The following is a 12,794-nucleotide window of genomic DNA, read 5'->3' on the forward strand; positions in this document are numbered from 1 at the left end:
AATGTCATTTACTGATGCTTTAGCTAACCTTGGTAAAGTTCTTCCTGCAGTAAGGAAACCGTCTGTTAAGCCTAATTTAAATCAAAAGCTTTTATGGTCAATTATAGCTGTGGTAATTTATCTCGTGATGTCATCTGTTCCATTATATGGGATTCAAGTAAGTTCAATTACAAATTTTCTGTTAGAACAAGTAGTTTTTGCATCTACCGCTGGTACATTGGCGCAATTAGGTATAGGACCTATAATAACGGCTGGTTTAATAATGCAAATTCTAGTTGGATCAAAGTTACTTAACTTAGATCTAAATAACGAGGATGATAAAGCTAAGTTTACAGAAGCACAAAAGGGTTTAGCTTTTATATTTATAATAATAGAGGCTGTATTATTTGGTTATGTTCTCACTAGAGGTGCTGCAGTTAATCCCTTAGAACTTGGAGGTATAGTTGCCGGTCAATTAATTGTTGCTACGTTCTTTATATTATTACTTGACGAAATGATTCAGAAGGGCTGGGGTTTAGGTTCTGGAGTAAGCTTATTTATCCTTGCCGGAGTAATGAAAATAATATTTTGGTATATGTTTGGAGTAGTTACTGTTAGTTCTCAAAACTTACCAGTAGGATTCTTTCCAGATTTAGCTTCGATAATTATATCTCATGGTAATATATTGTCAATAATTGTAAATACATCTGCTGCATTTAAGCCTGATTTAGTTGGGTTAATTACTACTATTGGATTAGTAATTCTTATAGTATATTTAACTTCTATAAATATTCAGATACCAGTTACATCTCAAAAGTTAAGAGGAATAAGAAGAACTATTCCTCTTAATTTTCTATACGTAAGCAGCATACCAGTAATTTTTGTTAGTGTTTTGGGTGCAGATATACAATTGTTTGCGACTTTCTCGTCATATGCATCATCGTCGGCTTCTGGAATACTTACACAAATAGCAGATGTATTTGATTATCCACCTCCAAATGTACCTCATAGTGTATATGCTTTAGTTGTTGATCCTATAGGTGCAGTAATATATGCTGTAGTATTCATTGTCTTAGGAATATTATTTGGTCTGGTTTGGGTTGAAGTAGCTGGATTAGATCCTGCAACTCAAGCTAAATACCTAGTTGAGGCTGGAATTGAAATACCTGGAATGAGAAGTAATACAAAAATGATAGAGGCAATTCTAGCTAAATATATTTATCCATTAGCTTTCTTTAGTTCTGTTATTGTGAGCCTCATTGCTGTATTTGCTACTTTTCTAGGAGTTTATGGAACTGGAGTAGGAATATTATTAGCAGTTACGATAGCTGTACAGTATTATAGTTTATTAGCTTACGAGAGATCTATAGAAATGTATCCTCTATTAAGAAAATTAGTAGGTGAATAAGATTGAAAATGGGTATTGTAACAGGTATTCCAGGTGTTGGAAAAACAACAGTATTAAATAATGTAGCTGAAATATTAAAGGCAGAAGGTAGAGTTTTTAAGATAATGAATTATGGAGATTATATGTTAAATACTGCTATAAGAGATGGATATGTTAATAATAGGGATGAGATGAGAAAACTTCCATTAAGTAAGCAGAAAGAATTGCAGACAATTGCTGCAAAGAGGATAGTTGATGATGCTTTAAGTTTGGGAGATAATGGTTTAGCGTTTATAGATACTCATGCTGTCATAAGAACTCCTTCTGGATATTTACCGGGTTTACCTAAACATGTTATTGAAGTTTTATCGCCGCAAGTTATTTTTGTTTTAGAAAGTAATCCACAAGATATTTTAAATAGACAACTAAAAGATAAGGATAGGATTAGATCAGATTATTCGGATATTAATGTAATTACTGAAACAATGAATTTTGCAAGATATGCAGCTATGGCATCTGCTGTGTTAGTAGGAGCTTCTGTAAAAGTAATCATAAATAAAGAAGGAGATCCTAAAATAGCATCAAAAGAAATAGTTAATTCAATGATGTAAAAATGATTTTAAGCTTTTTTCTAATTTTGTTAATTTCATTTTTTTCTAATTTTGTTATTTTCTTGATATATAAGTTTTTTATAGGAAAACGGTTATCTTATGTAATGAGTATTCTAAAACAGTACGATGATAGGATGAGTAGAATTTCCTCGAATAAGCGCAAGGAAAAAATATATAAGAAGGTTTCCAAACAGATAAAATCATATAATTCTAGTTTGTATTTCTATTCATTTTTGCAATCTATTCTGCTTTTAGTGTTCTATTTTGTTGATTTATTCGTTATCTTGGATTATATTTCTATTCAAGTATTTTTGCCATTTTATGTGCCTTTATTAACTATTAATTTGAACGGAAAGTATGAAATCCTAGGAAGTAATCTTATATTATTTATTCTTTCTTTTGTATTATTTACTCCTTTATCATTAAAGCGTCCGAAGGATATTTAAACCATTCTGAAAATTAATTTTTGAGGTAGGATGGTAAGCCCTAAATTAAGGAGTAAATCTTTTAGAAGGACTTATGTTAAGTTACCTAGTGGGAAATCTAAAATTCATTATAATGAAAAAAAGAATGGATCAGCTAAATGTCAGATATGTAATAGGCCATTACAAGCCGTTCCTACGAATAAGGTTAATAATCTATCAAAATCTGAAAAGAGACCACAGAGAGTTTTTGGAGGAGTTTTATGCCATGAATGTGTTGAAAATTTAATAAAGCAAGCAGTGAGAGGAAACTCATGATTATAGTTGTCAGTGGTCCATCAGGGAGTGGAAAGACCACTATTGCTAAAAGTTTATCTGAAAAATATAATTTACGTTTTATTTCTGCTGGTACTCTTTTTAGAGATTTAGCCAAAAAATCTGGAAAGGACCTTATAAGCATGAACAAAGATGCTGAAAAGAGTTTCGACGTAGACAAATTAATAGATACTAGAATTCTAGAAGAGTCAAGAAAGGGAAATGCTGTAATAGAATCGCATATTGCAGGTTGGCTATTAAAGGATATCGCAGATTTATCTGTATATCTTTGGGCTCCTCTTGAAGTAAGAGCTAAGAGGATATCAAACAGAGACAATTTATCATATAACGACGCATTATTAAAAATTATAGAAAGAGAAGAGAGTCATTACTTTAGATTCTGGAAATATTATGGAATTGATCTTTTTGATTTAACGCCATTTGATATTGTTTTAAACACGTCTAAAATAAGTGTGAATGATATTATATGTATTATTACTAAATACTTGGATAATTTTTCTTCTAACAACTAGACTAAATAAATTAGTTTCGATCTACAGTCCATAATATAAATTTTAACTAAATACTTGAGGGTAAAATATGTCTGGTTTAGAGGGGCTTATTCAAAGTCTTACTACGCAAGTTACAGAAACTGCATGGAGTATATTTATTTTATCTTGGGCTATTGGATGGGCTTTAAGAGGTTCTCCAATACCTATATTTAGGCTAAAAAGAGGAGGCCAGAGCATAATAGAAGATGCGATCATTGCAGCATTTTGGTTAGCTATTGGATCTACCGTATTTAGTTTAGTTTCGTATTTGGCATCTCAGGTGTAATTGTATGATAAATATTGGGCAAATTTTGCTTTTATCTTCTTCTTTAGCTTCATTAACATATTTTTTAGGCACATTAATAATGGCATTACCTATCCCACTATACGGTATAAAAAAATGGGGAACAAGATTAATAACAGATGGAATTTATTCTGCAATATGGATTAATATATATGGTACTATCATTTCTGTAATGCAGTATATTAATAGTCTTCTAGGAGTTAGTTGGAGTTACTATTACCAATGGATATATGCTGTTTTAGTGGAAGAAGTAGACTTATACGCAATTATTAGAACTGTATATGTAGCCGCATCCATTTCTCAAGATCCTGCTTTAACAGTGTTTCTGGCTCCTTTATCATTTATATTTTCATTTTTAACAGGACTAATTACTACTACTGAGACATTATTAGTTATATCAAATGTTGTTTATGAATATGCGCCAGTTTTTGTTGTGTTAGGAATTTTATTTTTATCTATCCCATTTAGGATAGGGAGAAGTGTAGGAGGTTCTTTAATAGCTTTTGGAGTGGTTTTTTATTCTGCATTACCATATTTACCTCAATTTTTGACATCATTAGGAATTAATATTCTGAATATTTCAGTATCAGGAAATGATATAACTAATACGGTTAATTTTCTCATAACACAAGCAATACCATTACTGGTAGAAGGGACTTTAGTTTTTCCTATAGCATATTTAATAATTTTAAGCGGAATTACAATAGGTTTAGGTTCTGCAATAACTGGATATTCATCTAGAATGCCAATTCCTATAGAAATATTTTAGGTGATGTAATGAAAAGCTATACATTAATAATTATATTATTATTAATAAACTCAATAATAATATATAATATATCAAAAAATTTTCTATATTTCTTAATCGATATTGCTATAGCTTTGTCTATATATACTGTGATACGATTTATTTTGAAGAAGTTTGCTGACCAGTAGTTGATCTTTTTTCTTTTCTTACTTCCTTTGTCATGAATAACGTTGTTTTTTGTCTTCCACCCATTATTTATCACTAACGTTAAATTGTTCCTTAGCTAAAAATCTTTTTATGAAAAAATTCGAGTTCTTTGATAACACAGCAGACGTAGGGATCAAAGCTTATGGAAGAACCTTAGAAGAGGCTTTTGAAAATTCAGCCCTAGCAGTTTTTGAAGTAATGACTAATACATCTCAAGTAAAACCTATTGAGGAAAGAGAAGTAGAAATAGACGGAATAGATTTAGAGAATTTACTTTATAAATGGATAGAGTCACTACTAATTTTCTACGATTCTGAGCTCTTAGTTTTTAGCAAATTTAAAGTAGATATAGATCAGGTTAATATGAAATTGCACGGTATTGCATGGGGAGAAAAATTCAGAGATCAATTTGAAAGGCGTACATTAGTAAAAGCAATGACATATAGTCTATTATCTATAAATAAAATAAATGATCAATACGTAATAACATTCGTAGTAGATATTTAATCGATATTTTTTAGTAAATCTTCAATATTATATGCTTCTTTTTTCTTTTCATTCAATAATATTATTTTATCATCTATTTTGCCAATAATCTGTTCACATATCTCTAAATTAGAGAATACTACGATATACTTAGCAGGATATTGGTTAAATCTAGACTTTATAATATGTAAAATTTTATCTAATTTGTAGCAGTTATTATTCCAATCAAAAGCAGATAACGGTATGTGAATAATTTCTGGAAACAAATCTCCATTAACATGATTAATTATATTAAACAAATAGTCTTTATTTCCTATGCTGTTTACTATTACAAATAACAACTTCATCTAAAATCTAGATAAGACTATTATCATATAAAAATAAACTCTATGTAAATGTTGGGGCCGCTGGAGACCCTATTTCATGGATTCCCATAAAGGGTACTCCTAGGGTGTCGCCAGGCCCCTATAATAATAAAAATGAAACAAAAGTTTTAAGTTTAAGGAATAATATTTTATTATCGAACGCCGCCGTAGCTCAGCTCGGGAGAGCGCCCGGCTGAAGACCGGGCTGTCGCGGGTTCAAGTCCCGCCGGCGGCATAGGTTAGAGTAAATACGCTGAAATTATATTTCATTCCGTATTATTAGCTTGCTTCTTTATTATTTATCGATAGATCAAGCTTATTATATTAGTTTTTGTTTAATGAATATTTTAATTATAATAACTATTAGTTAGCAAAAATCTAATTTTAATATTAGAAAATATTGCGACTGCCGGGATTTGAACCCGGGATCATGAGCCTGGGAGACTAGAAAATGTTTCATGAAAAACGGAAAAAATTAACGTATTATGTTACATGTTTAAGCAAATCTACAATATTAGTTGAAAATAAAAGTAGAATAAAGCTATATCAAAATTCCTGGGACTGTTGGAATGCAGTCATGAAAATTACTATGTAATACGCAAAAATTTAAAATATAAAGAAATTATATACACAAAAAAGTTATTTCACATAAATATAAAGATACTAACACTTGTATTAATTTAGCGATTATTGTAAGATATATAGAAGATTTCATGAACTACAATTTAGCTGTATTATTTGTCGATTTTTTATGACTTCAATTCAACACATCCGAATCCCTTAATCGTTTTATTTACTAGGAAGTAAATTCTATTGTGATTTAAAAATTTTTATTTGTAAATATACTTTAATTCGTCACTTAAGTGGTAGATGCAATGAGCATAATATCTGATTTAGGTGCAGCCAGAGGCATTATTTCCTCAATAGCCTTAAGCATTTTCAGTATATTATTCTCAAAAGCAAAATAAAGCCTTAGAAAAACAAGTTGAGGATTTAAAACCCCCTCAATATTAAGTTTGAGGGATGGGTATCTAAATTTTGCAATGTTAATGTTTATTTGCTTATAATATAAATGTTACATAATGATAAGGCAGTTTAATCTAAAATCTGGAGAAATTATTCCTATTAATGATCTTGTGCATTATCGTCAATTAATCTCTAGCAAAGGAATAGCAGTAATAAGGGGCTTATATTTTGCAGCTCCCGATGGCATTTACATTGCCAAAAATAGAGGTAAAAGAGCTGGGAAAGTATTTGGTGAAATAGGTGGAGTTTTTGCAATACTATTTTTATTGATAGCAGTGGCTTTCGGCTTTTTCACAATTGGAGTTTACTGGATTAGTGATGTCCCATTATATGCTAAGATATTTGGTAGTGTAATAGGGATTGCAATAAGTGCTGCTGCTATATATGGTATAATTAAGATCGCGAAAAAGATGATAAAAATAGCTAGAGAGCCAGACATAATAGAAGGTGAATTAGTAGCCCCTTGGAGTATGATAAAGAATATTGTAGTAACTGACGTCACTACTGAAAATACTAATCCCACACTCGCTGGGGCTATAAATCCTCGCCTTATGGATGTTGGAATGTTCAGAGTTTTACTGTTCAATGGAGGAGAGATAGACATCTGGCCAGTTTTCGATCCTTATAATAAATTGAATTATATAAAAAATAAATTCAATTTAGCTTTTTACTGACTTACTCCCCCCTACAATAGTCCTTAAAATCACCTCCTTAAAAATAAATCAAAAATAATAAAAAGCAGTTCCATAACTTTAATTAATCTTGATATAAATTCATTTTCTATCCCATTTACAAAAATTAAGACCAGAATATGCTTCCAACTCACCAAGATTCTTTATCTTATCTGCCGATTAGACTTCAGCAATCTTTTTCTGAAGATAGAAATAATCTTCCTTTGTCCTAGTACTACGATATAATAGCCAAGTACCAAGATCTTCTTTCTTTTTCCGTTACTCTTCTAATAGTGTGTGGTGGTGATGTTTTTCACATTGTTTTATCAACTAGAAAAAGGACGACTAAGCTTCATTGTTTTTCTGAATGATTGCTTATGCATTAACTTTTAGTGTATTACTATGTTTGTTTTAAGCTGGGTAGTTTTACTAGTATTGTAGGAGTGGGTGTCGGCTCCTGCTCTCATCCGTTTTTAAGTTGACCAGTAGAAGTGCCCAGTAAGAAAAGGATTTTAGCTTTAAAAGCGTTACCCTGTCTCAGAGAAGCTGGATTTGTTGCTTACTTTAATCACTCTACTTATAATAAACTGACGCTATTCCAAAAATAAGTTCCACTGTTCTATTTACGCCTTTATATAGAGAACGTAAAAGTCATCAATTTAATATAAAATATTGCGGCCGCCGGGATTTGAACCCGGGATCATGAGCTTGGGAGGCTCACGTCCTAAATCCAGGCTAGACTACGACCGCAATATTATTTGTGTAAGCAAAAATTTAACTTTTTCCCACGCTTTATCATGAAGATTCTCTAAGACATTTTATAAATAATTTTATTTTAAACTTTAATACAAATAATATCTCATAAATCTAGATAGCAATTAAATAACAATATTATTTGTATTATTTTTACCTTCTAATCTAGATTTAATCGATAGTTATCATTAGAAATATCATAAGAATTTATTATCTATGATTTGATATATCTCATATGCAAAAGTTATATTCAGGCAGAAATATAAATTTGCAAGCATTAGCTCAAGAAATAAATAGTATTTTATTAGAGGAAGGATGGGAATCAAGTGTTCAACCTAGCATGATGAATCCACAATACCAAGATTTTGTAATTAGAGGGCTCAAGAAAGGTCATTTACACCATGCTGAAGAATTAATAGTAAGACTAACCGGAAATCCTACAGAGTTTAGGATAATAATAGAAGAAGAGCATATAGGTCCTTTAGGTAGAGAATTAATAGATAGGAGGCTTATAAAACAAATTGATAAGGAAATTAATGATGGTTTATTCGATATGGCTACTTTACAACCTTCATTTCAACAACCGGTGCAGTCTATGCCTATGTCTACACAGCCTACTGTTCAACCTTCACTTCAGCAAGGCGGTCAGCAGATAAGATGCCCAGCATGTGGTGCCTTAAATCCACCAGGTTCAAAATTCTGTTCCAATTGTGGAAGTAAATTAATGTAATTAATATCCCATAGTATTTTATTCTAAGTTTACCTTTATTATTCCATATTGTTTTTCTACTTTTATATTAAAATCTACTATCTCTCTTATTCCATTTATCATTTCTACTATAATGTCTTGTAATTTTTCATCAGCAAATAGTGGTGATCTAGCTTCTAATATATTCGAACTAATATTTACGTCTGCTATAAAAGATAAGAACATAAATAATGTTGATATAATAGTAGAATATTTATCAGTAGAGAATTGAAGTAAATATGCTATTATTTCCTTACCAAATTTTTTCCACTCTGTTTTATCAGAAAACTTATATGTAGAGAAAGGCGCTAAAATTAATAGGCCCTTATAGTTCTCCATCATTTTAGTTAAAAGTAATATCTGATCTCTAGCCATGCTTAATTTTATTCCATTTTTTTCAAGTTCTATCGAGGCTTCTAGTAGTTCATTTGTGTATTTATAAATAGATATTCCATTAGCACTAGCTAAATTTTTCAATTCCTCATAAATATCTTTTCTCATAAAACAAGGTTGTCTTTCTGAACTTTCGTCATTAATCATAGTATACAGATGTATATATTAATATTTAAAATCAGTGGCTGCCCACTAACATCACTAATCTGTTCTTAAATTCTTCATCATCTAATAGTTTTATAATTACGTAACTTATATTTCTTAAGTGTTATTTGCTGGTGTAGATCCTGGTAGTGAAAGCTATGCTATAGCGATCGTAGATGAACTAGGAAAAATAAGACAATATTTTGAAGTTCCAACAGATGTAGTAGTCCATGAAGCTAGCAATATAGCAAAATATATCTTTAATTTTAAACCTAAAATTATAGCACTACCATCAGGACATGGATTACCATTTTTTAAATCTTCTAAAATATCTGATAAGGAAATATTTCTTCTAACTCTAGCGGATCCAAATAAAGAAGGACCATTAAGAAGTCTATTGTTAAATTTAAAATCAGAAAACGCCTATACTATCCCATCCGTTATAGAATTAGATAGTGTAAGCTTGTATAAAAAAATTAATAAAATCGACATGGGTACTGCAGATAAAGTATCTGCAGCCTTCTTTTATAGGACAATGTTTGATTCATTTGTATTACTTGAGGTTGGTAGACATTTTTCATCAATAATAGTAGTCAAAGATGGATCTATAATAGACGGATTTGGAGGAACAGAAATTCCAGGTTTAGTATCACCAGGATGTATTGATGGAGAAGTAGCATATTTGTTACATAAATTTTCCAATATAACCAAAAGTACAATATACACTAATGGAAATGAAGAAAGAAGCATAGAAATAGCAAGGTTAATAGCTGAATGGTATAGTTTTACATATAAAATACCAATAATTGTATCAGGAAAGGGTAAAAATAAAATTCCATTTGGAATTAAGATGGAATTTGAATTTAAAGAAGTAGCTATAGGTGCTGCATATATAGCAAATGCATTAGGTGGAGGAGTTTTTAGAAAATATATTAGCATGCTTAATAGTCATGGTACTGCTATAGATTATGTAAGGCTTGAAGGATGGGAAGACGCTATTTCTTGGATAAAGACATTGTAAAAGATAAAAATAATAATATATACGTAGTTCTAACAAATTATAACCCTCCTGGTTATATATTTGCCTATTTAAAATATTATTATTCGGGTAAAGGACTATGGAAGGGATATGATAGAGTATTTAAATATTATGGTGTGAAAAATTTACTAGAAATTACACAAGAGTTTCAGTATGAGCCGTGTTATGGAGTGAAATATCCAATTCTTAGCCTATCTAATATAAAAAATCACTATAAACCAGATGAAAAAATATTGGAGATAATAAACAAATCTCATAATACTGATCTAGAAATTATAATGCTTGAGATTTTATCGAAAATAAAATTAAATTTAAGGATTGGAATAGGCGGTTCATTACTTTTAGGGATAAATCACGAAAAATCAGATATAGATTTTATTATTTATGGTAAAAAGTCAATTTTAGACTTTATAAACAATTTCGACGGATTTGAAGAAGACAAAGATTGGATATATGAAACAGCACAAAATTATTCTTTACCACTAGATTTAGTTAAAAAAATATACACTAAAAAAACAAGAGGAACGTATAAGAACATTAAATATTCATTTCTGTTTGTAGATGATATACCTTGGAAATATTGCGAGATGACTTGCGAAAAGGTAGGAAAAATAGAGGTTGAAGGAATCATAGAAAATGAAGGCGCTAAATCTTTAGTCTATCCGTCCACTGGACTATTACACACTTCAAACTTAACGTATAAAATTATATCCTACGAAGGAATATTCAATTATATCATATATGAAGGAGGTAACGTTAAAGTAAGAGGAATGTTAATGAAATGTAACGATGAAAACGTTATAATTATAGGTGACAGAGAAGTTGGAGGATATATTAAACCAACTTTGTAGTGAAATATCATCATTATTATCCTTCTCTACAGTTTTAGAATCATCAGTATTTAAACCAGGAAATGCATCCAGATATCAAGATTTACAAACAGTAAGTTACAAAGATCTTATATTATCTTCCATTGTAGCAAAAGATTCATACAAACTAACCTGTATTAAAGGCTATAAAGAATCTAATGTAATATATGATGAGCTTTATAACGCTATACAGAAAAGCAAAAAACTAAATGTTAACTACTCTATATTAGGTACGCAATTACTACTATTGCCAATAGCATATGCTAGCTTACTAAGTTATGATATCACTTCATTAAAAATCAAATTAAGTCAAATAGTTAAATCACTAGGAATTGAAGATGCTAAATGGTTTACAAAGAGTTTAGAATTACTTCAACTTAGTTATTTAGGGAAGATGGATAAATTAGATTATCGAAAAGTAAATAGTTATACATTATACGAGGTTCTAAAATTTTCATCAAATATGGACTCAGTATCTAGAAACATGATATTAGATTATCATTATTCACTCTTAGCTTATAATATATTAAAAAAGAATGCCAAAGATTTAGATAGAGCAATACAAATAGCGTATCTTACTATACTATCTGAAGTACCTGACGGTTTGATTTATAGGAAACATGGAGCAAGAATAGCGTTAGAAGTATCTAAATTGGCCTCTGAAATTTTAGAAAATATATCAGAAAAAAAATTGAACGATTTCAATTCATATTTAGTATCGCATAAGTTTAACCCTGGCTCAACAGCAGATATTATAGCTTCAGCAATATCTTTATACTTACTTGATGAGTGGTATGACAAAAATCGCAATAATATCAAACTTCCTTTGCCAAGAGGATGCGATAGAATTTATTAATAATTTCGATACTATAATAGGTCTGGGCGACGTTGAATGCCCTCAATATCTTAATAACTATCATGGAATTTTAGGTGAAATGGAAAGCGTTTATATTCAGAAGTACCTTAAAAAGAATAATAGGATAATTACTAATTATTTAGATTTCTCTACTGACTTTTCAACTAATATATATATAACCCATTTTCCTCCAAAAGGATTTGATTCAGGAATTACGTACAGAGTAAAGATAGGCAGGAGCGATATAACATCCTTAATATTAGAAAATAAGGCTAAGATTAAAATAGTACTTCATGGTCATTCTGAAGAGCAGAAAATAGTTGATAAATTAGGAATAAAAATTATCTCAATAGGTTCATTTTACAAAGGATATTATGCAGAATATAATGAACATACAAAAGAAATTAAATTGTTAAAGTGGAGCAGCCATTAAATATGCATCCTCCCCATCAGCATAATATCCTCTTAAGTCTTTTATCCTTCTAAAACCAAGCTTCTCGTAGAGACTTATAGCAGGATAATTGCTTACTCTAACTTCTAAATAAACTTCTTCTGCGTTGTAAACTTCTTTCATGCTTTTCATTGATGCTTTTAGTAATTCAGTACCTATTCCTTGATTTCTATATCCTTCTAAAACTGCTATAGAAACTACATGTCCTTTTTTACTTAATGTAGGTATACTCTTTAGATTACTAAATCCTAATTCAATTCTAGGCATTATATATCCAACTATTCTACCTTTTTCTACTTCAGCAACATAAAAAGCGTCAGCATATTCTTTAGCATGTTCTACAAAAAAATAATATGGATAATTTTCCGGTAAAGTTTCACGATTAATTCTAATAATTTGATCAATATCATCCAACCTAACATTTCTAATACTATAAGATTTTGACTTATCTATCGCTTGTTCCATGCTA

The 12,794-nt window shown here is 30.2% G+C and carries 16 protein-coding genes and 2 tRNA genes; 14 read left to right on the forward strand and 4 right to left on the reverse strand.

What is annotated here, in order from left to right:
* Position 1: 1 nt before the first annotated feature.
* From secY to B6F84_RS07860, 7 genes are all read left to right on the forward strand, one after another.
* Entirely contained in the window at positions 2-1,387 is a 1,386-nt protein-coding gene (secY, locus tag B6F84_RS07830; protein ID WP_148691727.1) for a preprotein translocase subunit SecY, read from the forward strand.
* A 2-nt stretch (positions 1,388-1,389) separates the two neighbouring features.
* Positions 1,390-1,977, forward strand: a complete 588-nt coding sequence (locus B6F84_RS07835; protein ID WP_148691728.1) for an adenylate kinase — start codon at positions 1,390-1,392, stop codon at positions 1,975-1,977.
* A 476-nt stretch (positions 1,978-2,453) separates the two neighbouring features.
* Positions 2,454-2,717: a 50S ribosomal protein L34e gene (locus B6F84_RS07840; RefSeq protein ID WP_148691729.1), complete on the forward strand. Its 264-nt coding sequence runs from the start codon at positions 2,454-2,456 to the stop codon at positions 2,715-2,717.
* A complete protein-coding gene (cmk, locus tag B6F84_RS07845) occupies positions 2,714-3,247 on the forward strand; it encodes a (d)CMP kinase (protein ID WP_148691730.1) in 534 nt (177 codons plus the stop codon). Before B6F84_RS07840 ends, cmk begins: the two co-directional genes overlap by 4 nt.
* A 67-nt stretch (positions 3,248-3,314) precedes the next feature.
* Entirely contained in the window at positions 3,315-3,551 is a 237-nt protein-coding gene (gene cedA1 / locus B6F84_RS07850) for a DNA import protein CedA1 (protein WP_148691731.1), read from the forward strand.
* Positions 3,552-3,555: 4 nt separating this feature from the next.
* Positions 3,556-4,338 (forward strand): DNA import protein CedA, encoded by a 783-nt coding sequence (cedA, locus tag B6F84_RS07855; RefSeq protein ID WP_148691732.1) that lies wholly within the window; start codon positions 3,556-3,558, stop codon positions 4,336-4,338.
* A gap of 276 nt (positions 4,339-4,614) precedes the next feature.
* Positions 4,615-5,031, forward strand: coding sequence for an archease (locus tag B6F84_RS07860; RefSeq protein ID WP_148691733.1), 417 nt, complete (start codon positions 4,615-4,617; stop codon positions 5,029-5,031).
* On the opposite strand, the gene B6F84_RS07865 is transcribed toward B6F84_RS07860, so the two are convergent.
* A complete protein-coding gene (locus B6F84_RS07865; protein WP_148691734.1) occupies positions 5,028-5,357 on the reverse strand; it encodes a hypothetical protein in 330 nt (109 codons plus the stop codon). The two genes, B6F84_RS07860 and B6F84_RS07865, sit on opposite strands and share 4 nt — an antisense overlap.
* A 179-nt stretch (positions 5,358-5,536) precedes the next feature.
* Between B6F84_RS07865 and B6F84_RS07870 the strand changes: the two genes are divergently transcribed.
* Positions 5,537-5,610, forward strand: a tRNA-Phe gene (locus B6F84_RS07870).
* 847 nt (positions 5,611-6,457) lie between these two features.
* Positions 6,458-7,075 (forward strand): hypothetical protein, encoded by a 618-nt coding sequence (locus tag B6F84_RS07875; protein WP_148691735.1) that lies wholly within the window; start codon positions 6,458-6,460, stop codon positions 7,073-7,075.
* A 670-nt stretch (positions 7,076-7,745) separates the two neighbouring features.
* Here B6F84_RS07875 and B6F84_RS07880 read toward each other — a convergent pair.
* Positions 7,746-7,822, reverse strand: a tRNA-Gly gene (locus tag B6F84_RS07880).
* A 238-nt stretch (positions 7,823-8,060) separates the two neighbouring features.
* Here B6F84_RS07880 and B6F84_RS07885 point away from each other — a divergent pair.
* Complete coding sequence (locus B6F84_RS07885; protein WP_148691736.1) at positions 8,061-8,555, forward strand: zinc ribbon domain-containing protein; 495 nt, start codon at positions 8,061-8,063, stop codon at positions 8,553-8,555.
* An 18-nt stretch (positions 8,556-8,573) separates the two neighbouring features.
* Here B6F84_RS07885 and B6F84_RS07890 read toward each other — a convergent pair whose 3' ends face one another.
* Positions 8,574-9,113 carry a hypothetical protein gene (locus tag B6F84_RS07890; RefSeq protein WP_148691737.1) on the reverse strand — a complete coding sequence of 180 codons (540 nt, stop codon included), beginning with the start codon at positions 9,111-9,113 and terminating at the stop codon, positions 8,574-8,576.
* A 118-nt stretch (positions 9,114-9,231) separates the two neighbouring features.
* On the opposite strand from B6F84_RS07890, the gene B6F84_RS07895 reads away from it, so the two are divergent.
* Genes B6F84_RS07895 through B6F84_RS07910 form a run of 4 tightly spaced genes read left to right on the forward strand, consistent with a single transcriptional unit; the run spans position 9,232 to position 12,307 of the window.
* Complete coding sequence (locus B6F84_RS07895; protein ID WP_148691738.1) at positions 9,232-10,131, forward strand: DUF1464 family protein; 900 nt, start codon at positions 9,232-9,234, stop codon at positions 10,129-10,131.
* Entirely contained in the window at positions 10,095-11,000 is a 906-nt protein-coding gene (locus B6F84_RS07900; RefSeq protein WP_148691739.1) for a nucleotidyltransferase domain-containing protein, read from the forward strand. The genes B6F84_RS07895 and B6F84_RS07900 overlap by 37 nt, the downstream gene beginning before the upstream one ends.
* Entirely contained in the window at positions 10,972-11,874 is a 903-nt protein-coding gene (locus B6F84_RS07905; RefSeq protein ID WP_187152658.1) for a triphosphoribosyl-dephospho-CoA synthase, read from the forward strand. Before B6F84_RS07900 ends, B6F84_RS07905 begins: the two co-directional genes overlap by 29 nt.
* Complete coding sequence (locus B6F84_RS07910) at positions 11,813-12,307, forward strand: hypothetical protein (RefSeq protein ID WP_236748922.1); 495 nt, start codon at positions 11,813-11,815, stop codon at positions 12,305-12,307. The genes B6F84_RS07905 and B6F84_RS07910 overlap by 62 nt, the downstream gene beginning before the upstream one ends.
* Here B6F84_RS07910 and rimI read toward each other — a convergent pair.
* Entirely contained in the window at positions 12,287-12,790 is a 504-nt protein-coding gene (gene rimI, locus B6F84_RS07915) for a ribosomal protein S18-alanine N-acetyltransferase (protein ID WP_148691741.1), read from the reverse strand. The two genes, B6F84_RS07910 and rimI, sit on opposite strands and share 21 nt — an antisense overlap.
* Positions 12,791-12,794: the final 4 nt, after the last annotated feature.

The organism is Acidianus manzaensis (assembly GCF_002116695.1).
Classification (GTDB): Archaea; Thermoproteota; Thermoprotei_A; order Sulfolobales; family Sulfolobaceae; genus Acidianus; species Acidianus manzaensis.